Origin of the sequence: Melioribacter sulfuriphilus (assembly GCF_051488685.1) — a bacterium.
Taxonomy (GTDB): Bacteria; Bacteroidota; Ignavibacteria; order Ignavibacteriales; family Melioribacteraceae; genus Melioribacter.
This window is the reverse complement of record NZ_JBPSEH010000001.1, coordinates 1-25,096: the sequence shown is the minus strand read 5'-3', so window position 1 is coordinate 25,096 and position 25,096 is coordinate 1. Positions and strand designations below refer to the sequence as shown.

The 25,096-nt window shown below is 36.0% G+C and carries 20 protein-coding genes and 1 tRNA gene; 15 read left to right on the top strand and 6 right to left on the bottom strand.

The annotated features are described in order from the left end of the window. Positions 1-5: 5 nt before the first annotated feature. Entirely contained in the window at positions 6-479 is a 474-nt protein-coding gene (locus ACSSV9_RS00105) for a PTS sugar transporter subunit IIA (RefSeq protein WP_437345199.1), read from the bottom strand. A gap of 143 nt (positions 480-622) precedes the next feature. Between ACSSV9_RS00105 and ACSSV9_RS00100 the strand changes: the two genes are divergently transcribed. Then, complete coding sequence (locus ACSSV9_RS00100) at positions 623-2,323, top strand: Rossmann-fold NAD(P)-binding domain-containing protein (RefSeq protein ID WP_437345198.1); 1,701 nt, start codon at positions 623-625, stop codon at positions 2,321-2,323. 680 nt (positions 2,324-3,003) lie between these two features. Here the strand turns inward: ACSSV9_RS00100 and ACSSV9_RS00095 are convergent. The 3 genes from ACSSV9_RS00095 to galE are packed head-to-tail and all read right to left on the bottom strand — an operon-like array spanning position 3,004 to position 5,875. Then, the gene (locus ACSSV9_RS00095) at positions 3,004-4,332 is read right to left on the bottom strand and encodes a UDP-glucose dehydrogenase family protein (RefSeq protein ID WP_437345197.1); all 1,329 of its coding nucleotides are present in this window, start codon (positions 4,330-4,332) and stop codon (positions 3,004-3,006) included. Further along, positions 4,332-4,895 carry a dTDP-4-dehydrorhamnose 3,5-epimerase gene (gene rfbC / locus ACSSV9_RS00090; protein ID WP_437345196.1) on the bottom strand — a complete coding sequence of 188 codons (564 nt, stop codon included), beginning with the start codon at positions 4,893-4,895 and terminating at the stop codon, positions 4,332-4,334. Before rfbC ends, ACSSV9_RS00095 begins: the two co-directional genes overlap by 1 nt. A gap of 2 nt (positions 4,896-4,897) precedes the next feature. Beyond that, complete coding sequence (gene galE / locus ACSSV9_RS00085) at positions 4,898-5,875, bottom strand: UDP-glucose 4-epimerase GalE (protein ID WP_437345195.1); 978 nt, start codon at positions 5,873-5,875, stop codon at positions 4,898-4,900. A 124-nt stretch (positions 5,876-5,999) separates the two neighbouring features. Here galE and ACSSV9_RS00080 point away from each other — a divergent pair, with 124 nt between their 5' ends. The 9 genes from ACSSV9_RS00080 to mgtE all read left to right on the top strand — a co-directional run bounded on the left by ACSSV9_RS00080 (position 6,000) and on the right by mgtE (position 14,349). Continuing rightward, a complete protein-coding gene (locus tag ACSSV9_RS00080) occupies positions 6,000-6,326 on the top strand; it encodes a carboxymuconolactone decarboxylase family protein (protein ID WP_437345194.1) in 327 nt (108 codons plus the stop codon). Beyond that, entirely contained in the window at positions 6,327-7,430 is a 1,104-nt protein-coding gene (locus ACSSV9_RS00075; RefSeq protein ID WP_437345193.1) for a hypothetical protein, read from the top strand. Then, positions 7,396-7,863: a nucleoside-triphosphatase gene (locus ACSSV9_RS00070; protein ID WP_437345192.1), complete on the top strand. Its 468-nt coding sequence runs from the start codon at positions 7,396-7,398 to the stop codon at positions 7,861-7,863. Before ACSSV9_RS00075 ends, ACSSV9_RS00070 begins: the two co-directional genes overlap by 35 nt. A gap of 125 nt (positions 7,864-7,988) precedes the next feature. Then, complete coding sequence (locus tag ACSSV9_RS00065; RefSeq protein ID WP_437345191.1) at positions 7,989-8,684, top strand: LiaF transmembrane domain-containing protein; 696 nt, start codon at positions 7,989-7,991, stop codon at positions 8,682-8,684. Between the two features lie 9 nt (positions 8,685-8,693). Then, entirely contained in the window at positions 8,694-9,437 is a 744-nt protein-coding gene (locus tag ACSSV9_RS00060; RefSeq protein ID WP_437345190.1) for a LiaF transmembrane domain-containing protein, read from the top strand. 11 nt (positions 9,438-9,448) lie between these two features. Next, positions 9,449-10,498 (top strand): sensor histidine kinase, encoded by a 1,050-nt coding sequence (locus ACSSV9_RS00055; RefSeq protein WP_437345189.1) that lies wholly within the window; start codon positions 9,449-9,451, stop codon positions 10,496-10,498. Continuing rightward, positions 10,495-11,247 carry a LytR/AlgR family response regulator transcription factor gene (locus ACSSV9_RS00050; protein ID WP_437345188.1) on the top strand — a complete coding sequence of 251 codons (753 nt, stop codon included), beginning with the start codon at positions 10,495-10,497 and terminating at the stop codon, positions 11,245-11,247. The genes ACSSV9_RS00055 and ACSSV9_RS00050 overlap by 4 nt, the downstream gene beginning before the upstream one ends. Positions 11,248-11,302: 55 nt before the next feature. Beyond that, positions 11,303-12,877: an aldehyde dehydrogenase family protein gene (locus ACSSV9_RS00045; RefSeq protein WP_437345187.1), complete on the top strand. Its 1,575-nt coding sequence runs from the start codon at positions 11,303-11,305 to the stop codon at positions 12,875-12,877. Between the two features lie 89 nt (positions 12,878-12,966). Beyond that, positions 12,967-14,349 carry a magnesium transporter gene (gene mgtE, locus ACSSV9_RS00040; protein WP_437345186.1) on the top strand — a complete coding sequence of 461 codons (1,383 nt, stop codon included), beginning with the start codon at positions 12,967-12,969 and terminating at the stop codon, positions 14,347-14,349. Here the strand turns inward: mgtE and ACSSV9_RS00035 are convergent. Both ACSSV9_RS00035 and ACSSV9_RS00030 read right to left on the bottom strand, forming a co-directional pair. After that, positions 14,346-14,636 carry a hypothetical protein gene (locus ACSSV9_RS00035; protein ID WP_437345185.1) on the bottom strand — a complete coding sequence of 97 codons (291 nt, stop codon included), beginning with the start codon at positions 14,634-14,636 and terminating at the stop codon, positions 14,346-14,348. The genes mgtE and ACSSV9_RS00035 overlap by 4 nt on opposite strands. A 21-nt stretch (positions 14,637-14,657) precedes the next feature. Next, a tRNA-Arg gene (locus ACSSV9_RS00030) sits at positions 14,658-14,732 on the bottom strand. Positions 14,733-15,763: 1,031 nt separating this feature from the next. Here ACSSV9_RS00030 and ACSSV9_RS00025 point away from each other — a divergent pair. The 5 genes from ACSSV9_RS00025 to ACSSV9_RS00005 all read left to right on the top strand — a co-directional run bounded on the left by ACSSV9_RS00025 (position 15,764) and on the right by ACSSV9_RS00005 (position 24,877). After that, entirely contained in the window at positions 15,764-17,845 is a 2,082-nt protein-coding gene (locus ACSSV9_RS00025) for a site-specific DNA-methyltransferase (RefSeq protein WP_437345184.1), read from the top strand. Between the two features lie 2 nt (positions 17,846-17,847). Beyond that, on the top strand, positions 17,848-19,233 hold the full coding sequence (locus ACSSV9_RS00020; protein WP_437345183.1) for a Fic family protein: 1,386 nt from the start codon (positions 17,848-17,850) through the stop codon (positions 19,231-19,233). Then, on the top strand, positions 19,230-22,100 hold the full coding sequence (locus tag ACSSV9_RS00015) for a type III restriction-modification system endonuclease (RefSeq protein ID WP_437345182.1): 2,871 nt from the start codon (positions 19,230-19,232) through the stop codon (positions 22,098-22,100). The genes ACSSV9_RS00020 and ACSSV9_RS00015 overlap by 4 nt, the downstream gene beginning before the upstream one ends. Before the next feature lie 571 nt (positions 22,101-22,671). After that, positions 22,672-23,091 (top strand): hypothetical protein, encoded by a 420-nt coding sequence (locus ACSSV9_RS00010; RefSeq protein WP_437345181.1) that lies wholly within the window; start codon positions 22,672-22,674, stop codon positions 23,089-23,091. A gap of 778 nt (positions 23,092-23,869) precedes the next feature. Then, positions 23,870-24,877, top strand: a complete 1,008-nt coding sequence (locus ACSSV9_RS00005; protein WP_437345180.1) for an integron integrase — start codon at positions 23,870-23,872, stop codon at positions 24,875-24,877. Positions 24,878-25,096: the final 219 nt, after the last annotated feature.

The window sequence follows — 25,096 nt, the reverse complement described above, 5'->3', positions numbered from 1 at the left end:
TGGTATTAGTTAATTTCGAAATATTGTTTTTCTTCTTCCAGAAAGAGATTATAAATTTCGTCGGCAGTTTTAGCCTTGGAAAGATTTTCTCTGAATTCCTCGTTATTCATCATTCTCGATATCCTGCTGAGGAGTTTGATGTGCGGCCCGACAAGGTTTTCTTTGCCGACGAGTAAAAAGACAAGGTTTACCGGTTGACCGTCGAGAGCCTGAAAATCGATTGGCTCGTCGAGTTTACCAAATGCAGCAATGATATCATTGACGCCGTTTGATTTAGCGTGCGGTATGGCAAAACCTTTACCAACACCTGTCGACATTATTTTTTCACGTTCATGTACGGCTTCACGAACCCCTTCAAGGTCTTTAACCCGTTCGTCATCTCGAAATAAATCTACCAATTCATTAATAACTTCGGCTTTGGTTTTCCCCTTCAACGAAGGTATAATTTTGTCGGGTTGTAAAATATCCGAAATTTTCATCTAATACCCACTTAGTTTTTACTGCTACAAATTTAAGAAACCATTATCCCTTTATCAATCGACCAGATTTTTTTACTACCAATTTTCTTGAAATCGGATAAAAGTAACCTTAATTTATCATTAAAAATAAAATTGGAGTTATAATGGATATTCAAAACAAAACAGTATTAGTTCTGGGGGCATGGGGACTGGTAGGTAACGCCGTTACGCGCAAACTGGTGAGCGAAAAGCCAAAAAGAATTATTGTAACTTCACTCAAAAAAGAAGAAGCGCTTGCACAGGTTGAAAAGCTAAAGAAAGAATTCACCGGATTGCCGGAAGACTATTTTGTTCCGTGGTGGGGAAATATTTTTGTACGGTATGAATTTAAGGATAAAAATCGTCTGGAACTGCTCGAAGATCCCGAATCACGCCGAATTCTTATGTACGATATAATGGAGGAATTGAACGACGAGATACTTGAGGCTTCGGCGGCTTATAAATTAATTATGGAATTCAAACCAGAAATTGTTATCGATTGTGTAAATTCAGCAACGGCAATCGCATACCAGGATATCTATTCGACTTATTACCGGATTAAAAGATTAATGAACGAAGGCTCGGATGCCGAAGTAATGCGAAATGAAATGGAAAAACTCTTCTGCAGCGAATATGTTCCTCAAATTATCCGACACGTACAAATACTTTATAATGCAATGAGCAGGGCAGGCACAAAAATTTATTTTAAGATTGGAACGAGCGGCACAGGGGGAATGGGATTGAATATCCCTTACACACACAGCGAAGAGAAACCGTCACGCGTTCTGCTGAGTAAATCTGCCGTAGCCGGAGCTCATACTCTATTGCTATTTTTAATGGGCAGAACTCCACAAGGACCAATTACAAAAGAAATTAAACCGACTGCCGCCATCGCCTGGAAAAAAATTGAGTTCGGTGAAATTAGAAAAGGAGGAAAACCAATCGAAATTCAGAATGTCGACTTGAATGATGCTGTTAGGTTAGAAGGAAAGTTGCAATTAAAACCCGATATTAAATTCAAGTCAACCGGTGAATCATTAAAATCGGTTTACATAGATACCGGAGAGAATGGCACTTTTTCCAGAGGAGAGTTCGAGGCAATTACAACTCAAGGACAGATGGAATATGTAACTCCAGAAGAAATTGCCGACGACCTGATATACGAAATTAAAGGCGGTAATACTGGTCACGACATAATCAATGCTCTCGACAATGCAACGCTCGAACCAACATACAGAGCCGGATTCTTGCAGCATTCAGCCGTCGAGAAACTCGAAGAACTCGAAAATTTGTACGGCAAAGAAAGTGTTGCATTCGAATTGTTAGGTCCACCGCGCCTTTCAAAATTATTGCATGAAATAAATTTACTGAGACACGTCGCCGGCGAAATGAAAAGAATACCAGAATTTTCTCCAGCTGAACTATCGAACAAAGTTTTCGAGTACATCAAAGAAAACGACAGGTTGAGAAATGAAATAATTTCGATTGGTATTCCAATTCTTCTGCCCGATGGCAAATCCCTGCTACGAGGTAATACGATGAAGATTCCTCCGTTCAGAGGCGAAAATGAATTGAATATTACCGCAGAAAGTATCGATTTGTGGGCACACGACGGCTGGGTCGATTTGAGAGAGAAAAACATGGAAACCTGGATCGAGAGGATTAATGCAATCATTGCAGAAGCCAGTTCAATTCCAGAAGAAGATACCAGTTCAATGCACGTTCGTACCAGGAAATACTGGAACGACTTCGGTAAAATCGATATCGGTAAAGTGGTCGGATGGATCTTCAGTAAAGAAGAAAAAGGCGAACGGATGAAAGCTTAATTTGACAGTCGGGGCTATCAAAAGTATAATGAAATTTGTGCCGATCGCTTAAAGCACGCATTAAGATAGTCCCGACTCTTATCTGATGAAAGGATTTCTTTTTTCTTCGAATAAATTTAATTGCTAACGTAACGTGTCTATTACAGGTCACAATTTTTATTACACTCGTAATAGACTATATATTCTTATCCGCTATACTTTCAAGAATTCAGTTCACTATTATCTTTTATGAATTTCCTCGTTAATAATTTTATATCGGTGCGCTTTGACGTGCCTCTTTTCCATCTCTTTCTTAAAGTCGTATTGCTTAACTACTTTTATATTACGCGGCAAAATTATATGTGTTCAGGGATTGATAACCGGGGGAACCTGACTGGTTCTTATAACAGGCGGCTGATTTTTCTTTCTTATTTTTGTAATTAAATAAGAAAAAAGAATTATAATTATTGCAGTTGCGAATGAGATTGTGAGAATATGAAAAATGATTTCGTCTAGTTCCATAAAATTTTAAAATTTCTTTCCTTTATTATCGCATAAATAGTGCCTTAATTTTAGGGTTATTCATCAAAAAAATGAAGTAATTTAAAGATGCGGTGTCCCATTTAGTGGTGTTTTATCAATATGGTACATAAAATGAAATGCCTGCCATAAACGAGGCAGGCATTGAGGGAAAGAGAAATTTAATTGATTACGGGTTTGCGTCCGATGCTGTAGTATACAAAACCAAGTTCTTTCATTTTTGCTGGGTCGAAAATGTTTCTGCCGTCGAAAATCAATCTGTTTTTCAGCAGCTTTTTCATTTGCTCGAAATCTGGATTTCTGAATTCATTCCATTCTGTAAGGATCAGCAGTGCATCGGCGTCTTTGAGAGCCGAATATTGGTCTTGAGCATATTGAGGTTTATCGCCCAGATAGAAACGCGCGTTTTCCATTGCCGCCGGGTCGTATGCAACCACTTTTGCATTTGCAGCGAGTAATTGATTGATAATTACAATTGAGGGTGCTTCCCGCATATCGTCGGTATTGGGTTTGAAGGAGAGACCCCAGACGGCAAAAGTTTTGCCATCTAAGATACCGTTGAAATGCTCTTTAACTTTTTTTACGAGAATTTCTTTCTGGTTTTTATTTACTTCGTCGACAACTTTCAGAATTTTCATCGGCGAGCCAAATTCTTCGGAAGTTTTAATTAATGCATTTACATCTTTTGGAAAGCAGGATCCGCCGTAACCAATTCCAGGAAAAAGAAAGCGTTTGCCAATACGTGTATCGGATCCCATTGCTTTGCGAACCATTTCCACATTAGCACCGGCTTTTTCGCAGAAATTTGCCAGTTCGTTCATAAATGTAATTCTCATTGCCAGATAAGAATTCGAAGCGTATTTAGTTACCTCTGCACTTTCTGGATCCATTTCAAAAATCGGGTTACCCTGTCGCACAAAGGGCTCGTATAAAGCTCTCATTTTTTCAAAAGCTTTCGGATTCCTTGCACCTATTACTATCCGGTCGGGCTTCATAAAATCATCCACTGCAAATCCTTCCCTCAAAAATTCAGGATTCGAAACCACTTCAAAATTTTCAATGTTGTACTTTTCAAGTATCTTTTTGACAGCTGCTGAAGTGCCAACAGGAACAGTGCTCTTATTGACTATAATCTTAAAATCATTCTTTTGAGAATTCTGTAATATTTTGCCAATTTCTTCAGCAACTCCAAACACATATTTCAAATCTGCCGATCCATCTTCACCTTGTGGAGTTGGCAGGCATAAAAAAATTATTTCAGACTCTTCAACCGCGCGACGCAGGTCGGATGTAAAAGTAAGTCTATTTTTGTCAATATTTCTCTGGAATAAAATTTCGAGGCCGGGTTCATATATCGGTACAATCCGACGGTTTAATTTCTCCAGTTTTTTCTGGTCGTTGTCCACGCAGATAACCGTATTGCCCATTTCGGCAAAACAAGTTCCACTGACCAGTCCCACATAACCGGTTCCAATAACAGCTAATTTCATTAAATGTCCTCCTGCTTAAATAAGAAATCGTGTTCTATTTCGTTAAATTTTTTTGCTTTCAAATCTTTCTCCGAAACAATTGGATTTTCAATGTGCCAGTCGATATTTAAATGCGGATCGTTATACAAAATAGCTCGTTCGTGTTCTTTGCTGTATCGCGCCGTGCATTTGTACATGAAAAATGCTTCGTCCGATAGGACTGAAAAACCATGTGCAAATCCTGGCGGAATCCAGAGTTGCTCTTTTTTAATGTCGTCAAGCACGTAAGAAAAACATTTGCCGTAAGTTGGCGAACCATATCGAATGTCGACTGCCACGTCGAGAACTTTGCCTTTTAAGACCGTGCAGAGTTTCCCCTGAGCAAATTTGCCGACTTGATAATGAAGTCCACGAATTGTATTCTTTACAGATTTTGAAACGTTATCTTGAACGAATTCAAATTTAATTCCGCCGTCTTCGTATTTGAATTTGTTGAACAATTCAAAAAAGAAACCGCGCTCGTCTTCATAAATATCTGGTTTGATGATCAGTAGTCCATCGATATGTACTTTTTCGAAAATCATAATCAGTATTTTGGATTAGAATGCCATTTCCATGCTGTCGAAAGGATTTCATCAATATTTGTTTCTGGTTTCCAGTTCAGAAGTTGTCGTGCCTTTTTATTGTCGGCAACGAGAACTGCAGGATCGCCCGGACGTCGTCCTGTAATTTCGTAATTTATTTTTTTGCCTGTAACTTCTTCGGCTTTATTAATTATTTCAAGAACAGAATTTCCAACGCCTGTACCAAGATTAATAATTTCCGACGAAGTGTTTTCTTTTTCCAGATAAAGAAGCGCTTTTAAATGAGCATCTGCCAGATCCATCACATGAATATAATCCCTGATGCATGTGCCGTCGTGTGTATCGTAGTCGTTTCCGAAAACAAAAACTTTATCGCGTTTGCCCAGAGCGGCTTCGAGAACTATTGGAATTAAATGAGTCTCAGGCGAATGGCTCTCGCCTATCTCTCCTTCGGGGTCGGCGCCTGCAGCATTGAAATATCTTAAACAAACGTGCTTCAAACCGTATCTTAATTCAAAGTCCTTCAGCATCATCTCAATTACAAGTTTGGTGTTTGCGTAAGGATTAATCGGTTTTGCCGGTTCAGACTCCGAAATTGGAACTTTATTTGGATTGCCGTAGATCGAACACGTGGAAGAAAAGACAAACTTTTTCAGATTGTGTTTAACAGCTGCTTTAATCAAATTAAAACTTCCAACAACGTTATTTGTATAGTAAAGTTCCGGATTTTCTACCGATTCACCCACGTATGCAAAAGCAGCAAAGTGAACGATCGCTTCGGGTTTATATTTGTTAATTACTTTTTCTAACTCAACGTAATCGAGCAGGTCGACATTTTCAAAAGGAATTGATTTATCGACAGCTTCACGGTGACCTCTTACGAGACTGTCGAGCACCACAGGTGAATAATTGTTGTTTACGAGGTATTTTACGAAATGAGAACCGATATATCCGGCTCCGCCTGTAACTAATATTTTCACTTTTGATGTACCCTGAAAAAATTTTTTTTGTTGTTTGTAAAAATACAAAATTATATTTTCAACTCTATAATAATTATGATTAGTTCTCTGAACTAATTAATTGAAGAATCAATCAGGGCAAAAAATGGCAAAACTACCCAAGAGATTTGAGCGTTTTTTAAAAGAATATCCCCAAGTAGCAGTGGCTTACGAAAAGCTGGGAGGTGCTGTCCACGAGGCTGGTCCGCTCGATGAAAAGACGAGAATACTAATTAAGCTGGCTCTTTCGGCAGGTGCGATGATGGAAGGCGCAGTCCATGCTCAGGTCAGAAAAGCAGTCAAAGCAAAGATTAAAAATGAGGAAATCAGACATGTGGCGCTTCTGGCAATCCCAACCATCGGTTTCCCGGCTTCGATGGCAGTAATGAGCTGGATCGACGATATTCTCGACAAAAAGAAAGGAAAGAAATAATTGAGATTTATCACCGAAGAATTATTTGATTCAGTCAAGCCAGACGAAGTCAAAATTGATTTAAAAAGAATAACTGCTCTCTGGGCTTTCAGCGAGGCTGCGTTTGGTGGTATTCTACACATCCTTAAAATTCCTTTCACCGGCCTTTTCCTTAGCGTCGCCACTGTCATATATATTTCACTTCTGGCTTATTATTCCGAAGACAAAAAAATCATTTTGAAATCAGCACTCTTAGCTGCTTTAGTTAAAGCTGTTGTCAGTCCTTACAGCCCCTTGAATTCTTACTTTGCAATAACAGTTCAGGCTTTCCTTGGATTTTATCTATATTCTTATATCAAATCGCACAAATTAGCAACTTTTTTATTGGGTGTACTATCTTTGTTCTATTCGGCATTTCAGAAGGTTTTTGTTCTAACTCTATTGTTCGGTTTTACATTATGGGAATCGCTCAACGAATTTGCAGATTATATCGTTCTACAGTTCTATAAGTTCGATACAAGTTCTGGCTTCAGCTTCAGTATGATGATTATTACGTTCTATGTTGGAGTGCATTTGTTTGCTGGAATAATAGTAGGATTAAAGGCTTCTAATATACCCAGGTGGGTAAGGAGTGCCTACGATTATTATAAATCTTATTATGTTTTTCATCTGATTACCTCGGACTATTTTATTAATAAAGAAAAAAAAGGTAAAAAGATTAAAAGATGGTGGCAGCGCCCGTCGGGAATTTTATTTATCATATTTTGTTTGTTTCTGCTGGTATTCTCGTATTATCTGAATAATTATAATCGTTTCTGGGGTGTTGTGTTTATGTTGCTCCGCTCCTTTACAATTTCGTTTATCTGGTTCAGCATAATCTCTCCAATTGTAATCGGAAAATTCAAAAGATTTATCGAAAAGGAAAAATTTGAACATGCCTCCGAAATAAACGAAATAACCGATCTCTTTCCGAGTTTCCGCGCCATTATCAATAACAGCTGGTCGGTCTCCAGAAGATACCTCGGAATACAACGGCTCATATTTTTCTTTTCCCTCTCTTTTTTCTTGCTTCTTACGATGAATGAAGAAAATGTACAGTATAAAAATTATTTCAGGCCCTATTAACTCAGGCAAAACTACGGCTCTTTTTAAATGGACAACCACGCAATCCAATATCGATGGCATTCTCCAGCCGGTTATTGATGGTAAGCGTTTCCTTTTTCACATTAAAAGCAAAACGTTGTTCTCATTAGAAACTACTGAAAGCGAAGATGCCGTAAACGTCGGAAAATATCGTTTCAGTCTGAAAGCTTTCAACTGGGCTAACGAGCGACTGATCGAAGCAGTTAAACAAAATTTCGAAGCCATCGTATTCGACGAGATCGGTAGACTCGAACTTCAAGACTCAGGACTCGCTTCCGCTTTGAAGTTTGCGCTCAATAGTTCTGCTTCGTATCAATTGATTCTTGCCGTTCGAGAAAATTTACTCGACGCTGTAATCGATAAATTCAATATTGAAAATCCATTGATCATCAGAGAGTTTTACGAAAACATTTAATCTATTCGACAATTGAAATTGCATAGTCCGACTTTACCGATAAAAATCTGCATTTTGCCGAATTATAGTTTCAGAACAATTTCGATTTATTAACTTGCGAATGGAATTTATAAATGGAGTAATTAATGCAAAGTCATATGACTACAAGAATTCTAATGGGACTTATCCTAATAGTGCTGGGAACATTGTTATTGCTCGACAATTACGGAGTCCTGATTCTTCCCGAGTTCATTTATTCGTGGGAATATTTGTTTATCCTGTTCGGACTCCTTCTTTTTTTGTTGACGCACAATAAAACAGCAGGACTTATTTTTATAGCCATCGGATTGTTCAAAATAGCACCAGAACTCTGGCCAATCTTACTTATCCTTCTCGGTGTCTATCTACTTTTTCGTCAAAGGGGGAATTCAATCCATCGTTTCGGCGGGAGATATTTCCATCATAAAACTAAAATCGGCGAAAGGAAAGCATCGACGGAAGATGGAATGATCGAAGAAGTCTCAGTCTTCGGCGGTAGCAACAAGAATTATTATATAAATAATTTCAAAGGCGGAAATATCGTATCAATTTTTGGAGGCTCGGAAATTAATCTCTCCAATTGCAATCTTGCCGAAGGCGATAGCACTCTCGAAATTACAATCATCTTCGGAGGTACAACGTTGATTGTACCATCAGACTGGAAGATTGTGATCGACGTACTACCGATTTTTGGCGGCTTTTCTGATTCAAGAAGGAATGTATCAGATTCAAATATTGACGAGGACAAAATTCTTTATATCAAAGGAATTATAATTTTCGGCGGCGGCGAAATTAAAAACTAAGGAGTCGAAATGGACAATTCAAAAATATCAAAAACAAACTGGCTCGGTATTATTCTAATTATCGCAGGAGCTTTGCTTTTAGTTGATAACATCTTTATGCTCGACTTTTCTTTCCGACACATTATTTTTTCATGGCATACAGTTTCATTAATTATCGGCATTGTCATCCATTCGAAATCAAAAAACAGCGTAGCAGGCATAGTCTTTCTTGTTATTGGTATTTTTGGAATTGCAAGCAAAATCCTGCATCCTTTCTTTGTTCTCAGGTTTCGTGATTTCTGGCCGATTATAATAATTATTATTGGACTTCTTATTATTCTCAAAAGAAATGGGCATTCTAATAAACATCATCATTTCGAAGCAGCACATACGGAAGAGAGTTCTAAAGGTTTTGATTATACTGAGAATGCGGATTATATAAACGAAGAATGCGTTCTGACAAGCTCCACTAAATTAATACAATCGAATAATTTCAGCGGTGGAAAAATTAATGTCATACTTGGAAGCGCTCAACTTAACTTCGACAATTCCAGACTCGCAGAGGGAGAGATTGTACTCAATATCAGTTGTGTTATGGGAGGATGTACACTCTTTGTACCAAAAAACTGGAAGGTGATCTCAAATCTAACCTCAATCTTCGGTGGATTTGACGATAAACGTTACTTTATTCCTGATTCAGAAGAAATGCAGGAAGGATTATTAATTCTGAAAGGCTCGGTTGTTTTCGGTGGCTGCGAAGTTTATTATTCCTGACGAAAAATAATATGATTAATCCTTTTATCAAAAATAGAAAACTTCTCTTAATCTATTTTCTGTTGTGGGTGTTTATTGCTGTGGCACATTCGTTAATTCTTACTTTTATTGTGGACGTCTCTTTCGGTTACTCGATTATCGACAGTATCATTTTTAATGGGCTTTATTGTTTTCTGGGACTTAGCTTCTGGTATATGGTAAATTTCAATTCACTCGATAATTATTCTGCGTTTAAGATTATTCTAAATCATATTGCATCTGCATTTATCATTACAACTTTCTGGCTTGGTATTTCTTATTTTATTCTATCGAATATTATTGAAGATAAAAAATATTTGTCGATACTCAACAGTAGCCTTGTATGGCGTTCAATTGCGGGAATTATGTTTTACATTATTATTATCGCTATTGATTACGTTCTTATTTATTACAATAACTTTCACGATAAATTATTGAAGGAAGCCGAGCTGAAAACTTTACTCAAAGAGACGGAATTGAGGTCGTTGAAATATCAAATTAATCCACACTTTATTTTTAACAGTCTCAATTCCATCAGCTCTTTGACACTGAGCAATCCAGCAAAAGCCAGAGAGATGACGATTAAACTTTCGACTTTTTTAAGAAGTACTTTATCCCGCAACGAAAATCAAACCAATCCTTTGAAAGAAGAGCTCGAAAATTCGCGACTCTATCTCGACATCGAAAAAGTCAGGTTCGGAGACAAATTCGACTACGTCGAAGAATGCGACGACGAATGTGGCAAGGTGGAAGTGCCCGCCATGCTGCTACAGCCTCTCTTTGAGAATGCAATTAAGCACGGCGTTTACGAAAGCGTCGAAAAAGTAACGATTAAATTAAAATGCAAAAAAGGCAATGGATTCATTCAAATAACTATGGAAAATAATTACGACCCTGAAGCCGTGCCCCGAAAAGGCGAAGGCATCGGCTTGAAGAATATTAAAAACAGGCTCAAATTATTTTACAACAACGAAAATCTTATCACTATCGATAAAGACAAAGGACTATTCAGGGTTGATATTTACATACCGGAGTATTTATGAAAAAGATAAAAGCGTTGATAGTCGACGACGAAAAATTAGCACGCGATATTGTGGCTGAGTATTTGTCCGATTACGAAGAATTTGAAATTGTAGGTGAATGCTCAAATGGTTTTGAAGCAATAAAGATGTTAAATGAAGTAAAGCCCGATTTAATTTTTATCGATATACAGATGCCAAAGATAACAGGTTTCGAAATGCTCGAATTGATCGACGAGCCACCCGCAATAATTTTTACTACTGCATTCGATCAATATGCCATCAAAGCATTTGAAGTTAATGCAGTCGATTATTTGTTGAAACCATTTTCAAAAGAGCGATTCAAAGCAGCTCTCGAAAAAGCAAAAATGTACATCGGGAATAAGTCGGAACTACTGAATAAACTAAACAAATTGAAAGAAGCAGATAAAGAAAAAGGCGAATGGCTCGAACGTGTGGTTTTAAAGCACAACAGCAAGATTTTAATCATTCCTGCCAATGAAATAATTTATATTGAAGCGCAGGACGATTACGTAATGTTGCACACTGAAAGGGGAAAATTCCTGAAACAAAAGACAATGAGATGGTTCGAAAAGAATTTAAATTCCGATAACTTTTTGCGCTTGCACCGCTCTTTTATTGCTCGCCTCGATGCAATTGTGCAGCTGGAACCTTACGAAAAAGAATCCTACAAAGCGATTTTGAAAAATGGGGATAAAATCTCTGTAAGCAAATCTGGATACCAGCGACTGAAGAAGTTGATGAACAGATAAAAAATTGACCTTTGAAAAGGGAGTCGTTATATTTGAAGAAAAATTAGGGACGCAAATGGATTTCGATAAGGACCTTCAGTCGATTCAAATGGCTCGCAATTTAGCCGCAAAGGCAAAAGAGGCTCAGCTTGAATTCAAACATTTTACTCAAAAGCAAGTCGATAAAATTGTTGAAGCTATGTGCGAGGCAGGGTTCAGAGAAGCTGAAAGACTGGCTCGACTTGCTCACGAGGAGACCGGGTTTGGTAAAGTTTCAGATAAGATTATTAAAAATCAATTTGCCACGCGGGATGTCTATAATTCGATTAAAGATCTCAAGACTGTTGGCATAATCGAAGTCAGGAATAACGGCAAAGTAGTAAAAATTGCCGAGCCGATGGGAGTAGTTGCTGCTCTTATTCCATCCACAAATCCAACATCGACAGCATTGTTCAAAGCAATAATTTCTTTAAAATGCAGGAATGGAATTGTTGCCAGTCCGCATCCCAAAGCAGTTAAGTCGACAGCAGAAGCTTTGAATATACTTTCTGAAGCAGCCGAAAAGGCGGGCGCTCCAGCTGGCTTAATCCAGACTTTAACAATTCCTACTCTCGAAGGCACAAAAGCATTGATGCACGATCCAAACATTGCGGTCATACTGGCTACGGGTAGCACTCCAATGGTACGCGCCGCATACAGCGCCGGCAAACCTGCATACGGAGTTGGACCAGGTAACGTGCCTGCTTTTATTGAAAGAACTGCAGACATTAAAAAAGCAGTGGCAGATATCGTCTATGGCACCACATTCGACAATGGAGTCTTGTGTTCTTCCGAACAGGCAATGATTGTAGATCGTCCGATAAAAGAAAAAGTAATTGAAGAAGCCAGAAAGCTCGGTTGCTATTTCCTCAATGCCGAAGAAAAAAAACTTCTCGAAGAAAAAGTTGCCAAAGGTGCCAAACTCAATTCCGATATTGTCGGTAAGTCAGCTACCTGGATTGCTTCCTATGCAGGATTTGAGGTGCCTTCCAGCACTACGGTACTGATAGCTGAATGTAACAAAGTTGGAAAAGAAGAACCCCTTTCGATCGAAAAACTATCGCCCATCCTGGCTTTCTACACAGTTGACGGCTGGCTCGAAGGTTGCCACCGTTCAATTGAACTGCTCCAGTTTGGAGGACTTGGCCATACGATGGCTATCCATTCAAACGATAGAGATATAATTTTAAAATTTGCGCTGGAAAAACCGGCATTTCGTATTGTTGTTAACACACCATCTTCTGTTGGCGCTGTGGGCTATACAACGGGATTAATTCCATCAATGACTTTAGGCCCCGGAACCTGGGGAGGTTCAATTATATCGGAAAACGTTACGGCTTCTCATCTGATGAATATTAAAACTCTGGCTTTTGAGACCAATCCAATTAATAAAGGCAATGTTATTAATTCGCTGGACGGAAACAGTTTCACAAAAACTGAAACCGTCTCATCCAGCTTTACAAATATTATAGAAGAAAGATTAAGAGCACGTGCAGGCAATCCACCTGTCGGTTCTTTCAATACTTCTAAAAAGGAAACTAACAAACAATTCGGCAGCGGCATAAGCGAGGAAGAGATCAATAAAATTATTGCAGAATTTAAGAAATTTTGAATTTAGAATGTGATTTTTAACATTAAAGTATTATCTTGACCTGCCGATTTTAATCAATTCCGTACCTCACCACTCAACGGAGGTAATTTATGCTGACTATGCTTGTCAACCCCGAAATCAAAGAATTAATTAAAACCAGAAAATTCTCTGAACTCAAAGAAATTCTTATCGATTGGGATCCCACCGATATTGCGGATCTTATTTTAAATCTTGACGAAGAGGAACGCGCTCTCTTGTTCAGACTGCTGCCCAAAGAACTTGCTGCAGATGTATTTGAATACCTCGATTACGATACACAGATTGATCTTATCAGGTCGATGAGTCAGGAGAAGATTGCTGAACTTCTCAATGAAATGTCGCCCGACGACCGTACAGCTCTCTTCGAAGAAATGCCGCCGAATGTAGTTAAACAGATGATAAACTACCTTACTCCAGAAGAACGCAAAATTGCTCAACAACTTCTCGGCTATCCCGAAGATAGCGTCGGTCGTTTAATGACACCCGACTATATTGCAATCAGGGAAAACTGGACAGTTCAGGATACTCTCGATTATATCAGAAAATACGGGCACGATAAAGAAACTTTGAACATTTTGTATGTAGTGGACGACAAAGGGAAATTAATTGACGATATAAAAATTCGGGATTTTTTGCTGGCACCACTTGACACAAAAGTATCGGAATTGATGGACGGAAATTTTGTATCGTTGAAAGTAAATGACGACCAGGAAACTGCAATCGAGGTTTTTAAGAAGTACGATCGAATTGCTTTGCCTGTTACAGATTCATCAGGAGTACTGGTCGGAATTGTAACTGTTGATGATGTCCTGGACGTAGCCGAAGAAGAAACCACAGAAGATATCCATAAAAGTGCAGCAGTTGAAGCTCTCGAAGAACCTTATCCAGATACACCCGTACTTGAAATGATTAAAAAAAGAGCTGTATGGCTTAGCATCTTGTTCATTGGTGAAATGTTTACAGCTACTGTGATGGGATTTTTCGAACATGAAATTAGTCAGGCGGTAGTCCTTGCTCTTTTTCTTCCTTTAATTATTTCGAGTGGTGGTAATTCAGGTTCTCAGGCCTCCACACTTATCATTCGCGCTCTGGCTCTAAATGAAATTACATTGAAGGACTGGATCTACGTTTTCAGGCGGGAAATTATTACGGGATTACTGCTTGGTGTAATCCTGGCAATTATTGGATTTATACGAATTACAATCTGGCAATATGCAGGAAATAGTTATGGCGACCACTGGCTTTTGCTAGCTACTACTGTAGCATGTTCAATAATTGGAGTTGTTGCCTGGGGAAGTTTGATGGGTTCGATGTTGCCCTTTATTATGAAGAAATTGGGATTCGATCCTGCAACCTCATCGGCGCCTTTTATTGCGACTCTGGTCGATGTAACGGGTATTATAATTTATTTTACCGTGGCTCACATGATGCTAAGTGGAACGCTTTTGCCTTAGATTTCGGCGCTTTCAATATAATGTTTGCGCCAGCTGCGCATTAGTATACCCATTACAATTAATCCAATACCAATCATTGCAATTTTTATATACGACTCGGGATAGTAGTAGTAACCTCCAATTGCGACGGGCAAATTACTTAGTTCAACAGAAGTAAAACCTTCGGCGCGTGCAATTTCGACTTTGTATTTTACATGAAGGAGTGAATATACAAGGATAACTGAGCCCTGCAGGAAACAGACGATATCTACAAGGGCGAAAATTAGCGTAGTTAATAACTTTTTCACACATCCCTCGATTAAGTTTTGTACCCCCGAGAGGACTCGAACCTCCGACACGCGGTTTAGGAAACCGCTGCTCTATCCACGCTGAGCTACGGGGGCATTAAAATTTTATGCCGAAATATATTGCCTTAATAAAAAAATGACAAATTTTAATGAAGAAGAATTGTACTCGTAAATATTTTATTTTGTTAAATCTATATTTCATAAAGTCTGAAGTCACACACATCTTTCCTCGTTCATTTATTGATAATTTCAAGTTTCCTGGATATAAAAAACTTTTGAAATTATGACTGAATTTGATAATAAATTGATTTATCTATCTGCCAGTCCCAATTTATCAACTCTAAAATTTCCTGCTTTTTTTGTTAACCAGATCAAATGAAAAAATTTTGTTTGAAATCTATCTTTAATGTATGTAGACATTTAAATATTTCGAAAAGAACAAATAAATTTTTGGAGTATTTTAGAGTAGTTGGTTATATTTGATCAAAAAATAATATTTCGTCGATTAAAAAGAATTGTTGTAGTAGAAATTGGTCGATTGAGTGAAAGTTTGATTGCGTAAAAAATAAAAGCAAGTCGTCCGTTCGAGGAGGGTAATATAGTGGTATGAGTTCCAGTCAGAGCCATGTAAAATCAAAACTTAGAGTTGCTCAATTTGGCGAGGTGCTCACCCTGAAAGAGCAGAAAAACAAGATGCTAAACCTGATGTCTTTGCATCTTTGGAGCAATCAAAAGGCGATCTTCCTTGACCCGATCTGTAAATCAAGCAAATTCATGAGCGTGGATATTCACGTACTGCAGTTGTTAGTTATCTACCTCCAGAACGAGGAGCATGTGAAAGCAGCGTTTAGATGTACTATTCAAAACACAACTCCAGGACATTGGAATTGTCACATTGCGGCTACCGTATGTATTCTTTGCCATTTGTTGTGGATGCCTTATGTCAAACAACCCCTGAACAGTAGTTCATCTGAAAACAGTAAGGTTGCCAGTAATTCATTGTGTAAAATGCATGGTTCTAAATTTATATTGATACTTTTATTTTTATTAAGATATATTTTCAAAGGACAAATTTGCTTGTCTTAAACACTCGCTGTCATATTTCGTAATAAAAAAGAGGATTAACTATGCGTAAAGAGAAAGTTACAGGTGATATAAAAGTGGAGAACAAGGATCTAGAAATATTGAAAACTCATTTTCCGCATTACTTTGATAAAAACGGCAATTTTGATTTTGAAAAGTTTAAAAACTATCTTACCGAAAAAGAAATTTCTTTTTCCACAGAAAGCTATGGGCTGGAATGGCTTGGCAAAAGCTATGCACGGCTCCTGGCAAGCGACCCCGCTACAACACTATTAAAAGCAGACGAAACCCACAACGCAAAACCTGAAAATACTAACTCTGAAAACCTGCTCATAAAAGGCGACAATTTGGAAGTACTCAAGCACCTTGCCAATGCCTATTACGAAAAAATAAAAATGATATACATAGACCCGCCCTACAATACCGGTAATGATGGCTTTGTGTATAATGATGATAGAAAATATACCGTAAAAGACCTGCAAAACCTTATTGGCATTGACGAAGAAAAAGCCAAACGGATTTTAGATTTTACACAAAGCAAAAGCAACAGCCACAGCGCCTGGCTTACTTTTATGTACCCGCGACTTTACATTGCTAAACAATTACTTAGAGACGACGGCGTAATATTTGTTTCTATTGATGATAACGAAGTGGCACAACTGCGACTTTTGATGGATGAGATTTTTGGGGAAGAAAATTTTGTGGCGGAGTTTCCAAGAATTACAAAAAAGGCAGGAAAAACAACGGACTTAATAGCAAAAAACACTGATTACTTAATCACTTATAGTAAAACCGATAAATTGATTATAGGCAAAAGCTCATTTGAAGATTTAAAGTATAATGGAATAGATGAATACTTTGAAGAAAGGGGGAGTTTTAAATTAAGTCAAACTCTTGACTATAGTTCAATCCAGTATTCTAAATCACTTGATTATGAGATTGAGTTTGACGGAAAAATTTACCGACCAGGTAATGTTTCAAAAGAACAAATGGAAGCTCGTCAAAAGGCAAATCCTAAAAGCGACTTTTGTTGGAGATGGTCAAAAGACTTATTTGAATTTGGCTTAAAAAATGGTTTCATTGTTGTTAAAAATGATAGAATTTATACAAAAACTTATAAAAATGCTGTAATCAAAAAAGATAAGAAAAACGGCTATTTTATTGAAATACAAGAAAGAAAAAAATCCACATCTTCACTTGAGTTCATTGATAATAAATATTCAAATGATAATGCTAAAAAAGATATTTCAAAGTATTTTGATGAAAAAGTTTTTGAGTATTCAAAACCAATTTCACTTATTTACAAAATAGCTCAAATTTCGACATCTTGCGGAGACCTCATCCTTGATTTTTTCGCTGGCAGTGGCACCACAGGCGATGCGGTGATGCAGCTTAATGCCGAAGATGGGGGTAATCGAAAGTTTATTTTAGTACAATTACCAGAACCAATCGACCCAAAGAAAAACCAAACTGCCTATGATTTTGTCAAAAACGAACTCAAAGCCGAACCTACGATATTTGAAATTACTAAAGAAAGACTTATAAGAGCAGCAGAAAAAATTAAAACCGAAACCATTGATACTAAAATCAAAGAAAAAGAAAATGAGCTTCAGGAATTACATAATCAATTGGATTTAGAAGACAAAGAAGAAAAAATCAAAAAACTACAGAACGAAATTGAAGCCCTTAAAAGGCAGGATTTGGGCTTTAAAATATTTGAAACCATCCCCATCTGGGAAGATTATAATTTTGAAGCCGAAGCGTTTGACAGCTCGCAAACCCTTTTTGATGCCGGAAAACTTAACGACGAAGATATACAAGCACTACTTACCACCTGGAAAACCTACGATGGTATTCCGTTAACAGAAGAGTTAGAAACCATTGATTTAGGAGGCTATACATCGTTTTATGGTAACGGAAAGCTCTATTTAATGCACAAGGGTTTTACTGCCGATCATTTAAAAGCATTGCTGGAAAAAATAGATACAGACAAACACTTTGAACCCAAAACCATCATTGCCTTTGGCTATCACTTTGAAAGTGCCCGCTTACGCGAACTATCCGAAAATGTAAAAAACTATGCTAACAAAAAGCAGATAGACATAGATTTTGTTGTAAGGTATTAACAATGGAAACAACCCGTATAGAATTTAAAAGCCAATATACGGATGATCTTGATCTAGAAAAAGAAGTTATTGCTTTTTTAAATTATCGCGAAGGGGGATTTATTTATATTGGAATAGATAATTCGGGTAAAGTGGTAGGTGTTTCCAATCTGGATAAAACCATACTAAAAATCATAGACCGTATAAAAAATAATATTCAACCTTCTGCACTGGGCCTTTTTGATGTTGTTGAGGAAACAAAAGAAGGTAAATCTGTTATTAAGATTATCGTAGCAAGTGGAAGCGAAAAGCCGTACTTTAAGAAAAGATATGGGATGACCGAAAAAGGATGTTTTATTCGTATAGGTACCGCCGCTCAACCAATGTCGCAAAAAATGATTGATGAACTTTTTGCAAAAAGAGCAAGAAATTCCATCGGTAAAATAAAGTCACCCCGACAGGATTTAACCTTTGAACAATTGCGCATTTACTACGAAGAAAAGGGCAAGCCGCTTAACAAACAGTTCAAAAAAAATCTTGAACTACTTACCGATGATGGGCACTTAAATTATGTGGCTTATCTTCTTGCCGATGAAAATGGTATATCATTTAAAGTAGCAAAATATTCTGGAAAAGATAGAGTTAACTTGATTGAAAATACCGAACTTGGATACTGTTCACTAATTAAAGCAACCAAAAGTGTACTGGATAAGATTGATATAGAAAACAGAGTTTATGCCCGCATTACCCCCAAAGAAAGAATAGAAAAACGGCTATGGCAACCGGTGGCATTGCGCGAAGCCATTATTAATGCCATTGTACATAATGACTACACAAGAGAAGTGCCACCAAAATTTGAAATTTTTGACGATAGAATAGAAATAATATCTGCCGGATCACTACCAGAGTTTTTATCTATAGAGGAATTTTTTGATGGGGTATCGGTTCCACGAAACAAGGAACTAATGCGTATTTTTAAAGATCTTGAATTGGTGGAGCAATTAGGGTCAGGTTTGCCAAGAATACTACAGTTTTATAGCAGAGATTCTTTTAAGTTTACAGAGAATTTTACTAAAACCATCTTTTATTCCGACGAAGAAGTAGTTGAATATCTTAAAAAAGAAGAAAAAGCCGGGCAGGTCACCCAGCAAGTCACCCAGCAAGTCACCCAGCAAGTTCTTGAGATTATAAAAATACTGGATGGTGAATTCTCAAGAAGTGAGCTTCAAAAAAAACTTAATTTATCGGATAGAGAGCATTTCAGAAAAGAGTATCTTGAAAAATCTATTCAACTGGGATTGGTTGAACCTACTATTCCTGATAAACCTACCAGTAGTAAACAAAAATATCGCCTTACAGAAAAAGGAAAAGAGTTGCAAAAACAACTAAAAACTGAGGGCGGAAAATGAAAGGCTTTAATTTTGAAAAAGATTTAGCCCATCAGAAACAAGCAGTAGATAATACCGTTGCGGTTTTTGAAAACTTACAAATTACCTTCCCCACTGATGTAAACAAAAATTATGTTAATCCTTCGTTAATTTGGGAGTCTGGTTTACAGTACAAAAGAAATATTGAAAACATTCAACGTAACAACACAATTACCGAAGGGTTTAAGAAAAGCAACATCATTGATATCATGATGGAAACAGGGACAGGGAAAACCTATACCTATACCAAAACTATTTTCGAACTCAATAGACTTTACGGTGTCTTTAAATTTATCATCGTTGTGCCCACTTTATCTATCAAAGCTGGAACAGTAGATTTTTTAAAGTCTGAAAGTTGCCGTGAACATTTCAAAGAGCAATACGGCAAAATATTGAATTTACATATTGTAGAAAGTCAGAAAAGTAATAAAAACAAAAAGTCATCCATACCAGCGGCAGTAAGTAGCTTTGTAAATGCCGGAAATTTTGAAAAAAACAGCATTCAGGTTATGATCATTAATGCAGGTATGATTAATTCCGAAACAATGCAAAAGAGCTTTGATAAAGGTTTGTTTGATAAATACACTATTCCTTTTGATGCTATTGCAGCGGTAAATCCTTTTATGATTATTGACGAGCCTCATAAGTTTGCACAAGAAAATAAGACCTGGGAAAACATTCAGAAAATGAAACCCCAATTTATTTTGCGATATGGGGCAACATTTACAGAATATGAAAATCTGGTATATAAATTAACAGCCGTAGATGCATTTAACAGAAATTTAGTTAAAGGCGTAATTGGGCACATTACTGAATTTGAAAGCGGTAAAAATGCAATTGTAAGGTTCATCGATTCTGATGGAAAAGAAGCCAGCTTTGAATTAATTCAAAATGCCGAACGAAACACAGTAAAAGTTGCAAAAAAAGAAAGTCTTGCTAAAGTTCATCCGGAAATGAAGGAATTGTTCATAGAGAAACTTAACAAAAGCACTGTTATTTTGTCAAACGGCTTAGAAATGAAGAAGGGCGATAAAATAAACCCTTACTCGTATGCTGAAAAATTACAGGAGACAATGATAAAACAGGCAATAAAGCACCATTTTGAAATAGAAAAACAACTTTTAACAAGAGAAGTAAAAATCAAACCTTTAACGCTTTTCTTTATTGATAATATTGATGAATACAGAAATAAGGATGGTTATATCCGCAGAACAGTTGAAACTTATGTAAAGGCAGAAATAGAAAAATTAATAAAAAACGAAACGGATCCTTTATATAAATCATATCTTGAAAAAACGTTAATTGACATTTCTGCAACGCACGGTGGATATTTTTCAAAAGATAATATCGAAAATGATGAAAAAATAGAAGCAGAAATCAATGAAATTCTTCATGATAAACAAGCAATACTTGATCTGGAAAATCCAAGACGATTTATTTTTTCCAAATGGACATTACGCGAAGGATGGGATAATCCTAATGTATTTCAGATTTGTAAGCTGAGAAGCAGCGGTAGCGAAATATCTAAATTGCAGGAAGTTGGCCGAGGATTGCGTTTGCCTGTTAACGAATATGGTAATCGAGTAAAAGACGAACAGTTTTATCTACACTATTTTGTAGATTTTACCGAAAGCGATTTTGTCGATAAGCTGGTTAATGAAATTAACGAAAAATCGGGAGCTGTTTCTATTGAACAAACCTATACAAGTGTTAATCCATTGATAAAAATTATTTTACAAAAATACTCCGATAAATTTACAAACGATGAAAATTTATTAGAATATCTTGATGAAAAAGGAGTTATCAAAAGAAACAATGATTTTAAAGAAAATGGTTTTAACTTTATCAAAGAAAATTTCCCGCTTATTTTCGAAGGTGTAAACTCTAATAAAGTTCGTAAAGCCACTGATCCAAAGAAAAAGGTCACGGTAAGGACATCGAAGTATGATGAGTTAAAAGAACTCTGGGAAAAGCTTAATGAAAAAGTTGTTCTTGAATATAAGTTTGAAAACGAATCAAATTTCAAGGCTTTATTTACGGAATTTTTGAAAACACAAAAAGATAAATTTATTTCAGACGGAATTATTGAAAGAATTTCAAAGGTTGAAACCAGGGATAATAAAGCGGTGGCGAAAGAGACTATATCCGTTTACAAACCAAAGACTGAATCTATTGCTACGATGAAATATAGTGATTTTTTGAAAGAACTCTCAAAATCGCTTAACATTAACATTGTAACATTGCATCAATCAATTATTAAAGCAAAAACTGATATTAATAATTATCTTAACCAATCGACACTGAGAACTATAAAACAGAATTTTGACCTTTTCCTAATGACACAAGCCTTTGATAAATACTCAATAGAATACAAAAAGGTTAAAAATAGCATTCATCCTACCAAGCTAACAGACGAAAAAGGAAATGTGCTGAAAGAAATTTCGGCTTCTGATGTAGGTGTATTGTTTTCTGATGAAAATGTCGCAGACTCTTATTTCTTCGAAGAATTATATTATGACTCCGACCTAGAAAAATCAAATATACAAACAGATATTGAGGAAGTCATTGTCTTTACAAAAATTCCTAAGAACTCCATTAAAATTCCTGTGGCAGGTGGCAAAACCTATTCACCTGACTTTGCCTATGTGGTAAAAAATAGTACCGGAGAGCAGAAACTGCACTTTGTGGTGGAATGCAAAAATTATCCAGATGCAAGCGGATTGAGTGAAGAAGAAAAAATGAAAATTAAACATGCCGAAAAGTTCTTTGATGGAAAAATAAAAATTGAGTTTAAAACTCAATTCAGTAACAACAAAATTTTAGATTTAATTAAAGAAATCCTTAACTAACAAATAATACGGATTAAATGATTAATCTAAAGTATTATGAAAGGTATTTAGTTCTGTATCGGAATTTTTATAAAAATAAACTTGGTGGAATGACCAAAAAAATTTACATAAATATTGAATTGATATAAACAAGAAGAAAAAGAATGATTCTAACTTGACAAGTCAATCCAAAAATCATAATTTCAAGCAAGAATAACGGAAATATTTTTTGCAAAGTGGAAAGCTAAATACTTCTCTTAACTGCTGAATTAATAATTCTGAAAATCCGGAACTACTTGATAAGATACTCATTGCTTTGGAGCTGCTTATTATATCATATGGAATACAGATAGAAATACTTAGTAAAAAGTGGCTAGTACGTAGATATGAAGCTGCACGCACATCCATGTAAATTAAGTAATAAACATAGTATGAGTAATATTCATAACGTAAAATTAAAAAATATCAATTTGTGACCGTTGATAAAAAAATATCAATTAGACTTTATTTATTATTTATTCCTATATCTTATTTTTCTTATCTATTCCACGAATTCGGGCATTGGTTAGTAGGAGAATATCTAGGGAACAAAATGATATATAGTCTAAACTATGTTTGGCCTGAAGGTGGACATTATTTAGATGAAAGTCATAATTTATATGTAAGTATCGGTGGACCTGCGTTTACTATACTGGTGGCTGTGATATCTCTTTTAATTTTAGAGAAATATTCAATGATATATGCTTACCCAGTTTTATTCTTTCAATTCGTATTTCGTTTTTTTTCACTAGTCTTTGGAGGATTTAGTCAACAAGATGAAACAAGAATATCAATAATAATGGGAATCGGTACATATACAGCAGGAATAATAGTTCTTTTAATATTGCTTTTAATTGTCATAAGAGCTAGTTATAAACTCATGATAGATTTTAAACAAATTGGTTATTTTTTTACAGTGGGTATTCTAAGTCATCTTTTGGTAATTGCAACTTATAGAATTGCTAGTCTGTAGAAAATACGTTATAACCCTCAAATCAAAGCGACTGCTTTAAACATTGCGGCATTCTAAAAATGTTATTGTTGAGTTGAAAAAATAATTACTTTTTGAGTATGGTGAATAAAACAAATTTATAAATAATTATTGGCATTGCTTTTCAATTTTACATTGCAGTTTTGGGCAGCATTTTATGTACAATACCGTAAAGTGTTGATCAAACGATGAATATTCTTGATTGAATTAAGCGAGTTTGGTAACAACTCTTTAAAAATTCCTTTTCGAATGTTCTCCTCAGAACACAACGGATCTGATTATGAGATTTTAACTCATATACATAATAATCTTTGCTCTCAACTCTTGAAATAATTCCTTCGATTTCAATCTCCTTCAATTACTTAGTTACAAAAATAATATAAACTTTGTTCTGATTTTTAAGGTTTGAAGATAGTTAATGCTGAAGTAATATTATTTTTTTCTTTTACATTCAAGTTAAGAAAAATTTAACCACAGAAAACACAGTTTTTTCACAGATAAAATTTGGATTAAACAAATAATCAACTCTAAGATTATGAAAAGTTTTTTAGTAGGTGATTAAAAACAAATCAATAAACAATAGATGCCATAACCACTATTGGGATAAATCATAAATTCGTGAATAATTAGTGAAATTCGTGGCTAATGATTTAATGACTTAAATAGCTTCATAATGTAGAGGATTAAAAAAATCAACTAAATCTTGACAAATCTTATGTAAATTCATAAGTTTTAATCAGAGAAGAAAGGGATATATTTTTTGCAAGGTGGGAAGCAAAATATTTCTTCAGACCCGAAGATATTTCAAACTGAAAAACACAAACCGAAACTGCTCGGGCAGGTACGCATTGCTATGCGTACGGCTCACTACAGTAGAAAAACTGAGACTGCTTATACGAATTGGATTAAGCGGTTTATTTACTTCCATAATAAGCGTCATCCAAAAGATATGGGTGCTGAAGAAATAAAAGCATTCATAAACAATCTTGCTACTAATCATCATGTTTCCAGTGCTACTCAAAACCAGGCTTTACAGGGTATACTTTATCTTTACAAAAATATTTTGAATAAAGATGTAGGGTGGATTGAAAATATTAAGCGATCAACGAGAGTGAAACATCTGCCGGTTGTATTATCTAAAAGAGAAGTAGCTAATGTATTTAAGAATATACAAGGAACGAATAAATTAATTGTTTCATTACTTTATGGCAGTGGTTTAAGATTAACTGAAGCATTAAAGCTAAGAATTAAAGATATAGATTTTGATTATAAGCAGATTCTTGTAAGGGATGGTAAAGGCGAGAAGGATCGACACACAATTCTTCCTGATTCAATAATTCCGGAATTAAAGAAACATTTAAATATAGTTTTCTTACAGCACAAAGACGATTTGAAAAAGGGGAAGGGAGAAACAATTTTACCTTATGCACTGAAGAAAAAATATCCAAATGCCGGAAAAGAGTTTGGATGGCAGTATGCTTTTCCTGCAGATAAGTTTATTAAAGATAAGGAAAGTGGATTAATTTTAAGGTGGCATATTCACCAGAGTACGGTACAACGAGCTGTGAAAGAAGCAGTAAAGAAAGCAGGAATTACAAAACCTGCAAGCCCGCATACATTCAGACATTCATTCGCAACTCACTTACTAGAAAACGGATATGATATACGAACCATACAAGAATTACTTGGGCACAATTCTATTAAAACCACTATGATTTACACCCATGTTCTCAATAGAGGATTGGGGGTTAAGAGTCCGTTAGACTGAAATATGGCATGATGATAGATATGCAAGAGCTATTTTTAAATATTGAGATTTTAAGAAAATTTGAAAACAATTGGAAAGTAGATATGCATCTGCACGCATATCTACCTTCTTTAACTAATAAATCTGTGCAGTATAAGTAATAGTTATATGGCAAAATCATAAATTAATAAGGAGGTACTGCAAAAAAAATAATTTTCTAAAAACCCCGGCGCTGGTGGC

Bases quoted from the DNA above. Each gene is read 5' to 3' on its own strand.
- ACSSV9_RS00105 (WP_437345199.1), bottom strand. From the start codon at position 479: ATGAAAATTTCGGATATTTTACAACCCGACAAAATTATACCTTCGTTG.
- ACSSV9_RS00100 (WP_437345198.1), top strand. From the start codon at position 623: ATGGATATTCAAAACAAAACAGTATTAGTTCTGGGGGCATGGGGACTG.
- ACSSV9_RS00095 (WP_437345197.1), bottom strand. From the start codon at position 4,332: ATGAAATTAGCTGTTATTGGAACCGGTTATGTGGGACTGGTCAGTGGA.
- rfbC (WP_437345196.1), bottom strand. From the start codon at position 4,895: ATGATTTTCGAAAAAGTACATATCGATGGACTACTGATCATCAAACCA.
- ACSSV9_RS00080 (WP_437345194.1), top strand. From the start codon at position 6,000: ATGGCAAAACTACCCAAGAGATTTGAGCGTTTTTTAAAAGAATATCCC.
- ACSSV9_RS00070 (WP_437345192.1), top strand. From the start codon at position 7,396: ATGTACAGTATAAAAATTATTTCAGGCCCTATTAACTCAGGCAAAACT.
- ACSSV9_RS00065 (WP_437345191.1), top strand. From the start codon at position 7,989: ATGCAAAGTCATATGACTACAAGAATTCTAATGGGACTTATCCTAATA.
- ACSSV9_RS00060 (WP_437345190.1), top strand. From the start codon at position 8,694: ATGGACAATTCAAAAATATCAAAAACAAACTGGCTCGGTATTATTCTA.
- ACSSV9_RS00055 (WP_437345189.1), top strand. From the start codon at position 9,449: ATGATTAATCCTTTTATCAAAAATAGAAAACTTCTCTTAATCTATTTT.
- ACSSV9_RS00050 (WP_437345188.1), top strand. From the start codon at position 10,495: ATGAAAAAGATAAAAGCGTTGATAGTCGACGACGAAAAATTAGCACGC.
- ACSSV9_RS00045 (WP_437345187.1), top strand. From the start codon at position 11,303: ATGGATTTCGATAAGGACCTTCAGTCGATTCAAATGGCTCGCAATTTA.
- mgtE (WP_437345186.1), top strand. From the start codon at position 12,967: ATGCTGACTATGCTTGTCAACCCCGAAATCAAAGAATTAATTAAAACC.
- ACSSV9_RS00025 (WP_437345184.1), top strand. From the start codon at position 15,764: ATGCGTAAAGAGAAAGTTACAGGTGATATAAAAGTGGAGAACAAGGAT.
- ACSSV9_RS00020 (WP_437345183.1), top strand. From the start codon at position 17,848: ATGGAAACAACCCGTATAGAATTTAAAAGCCAATATACGGATGATCTT.
- ACSSV9_RS00015 (WP_437345182.1), top strand. From the start codon at position 19,230: ATGAAAGGCTTTAATTTTGAAAAAGATTTAGCCCATCAGAAACAAGCA.
- ACSSV9_RS00010 (WP_437345181.1), top strand. From the start codon at position 22,672: ATGATATATAGTCTAAACTATGTTTGGCCTGAAGGTGGACATTATTTA.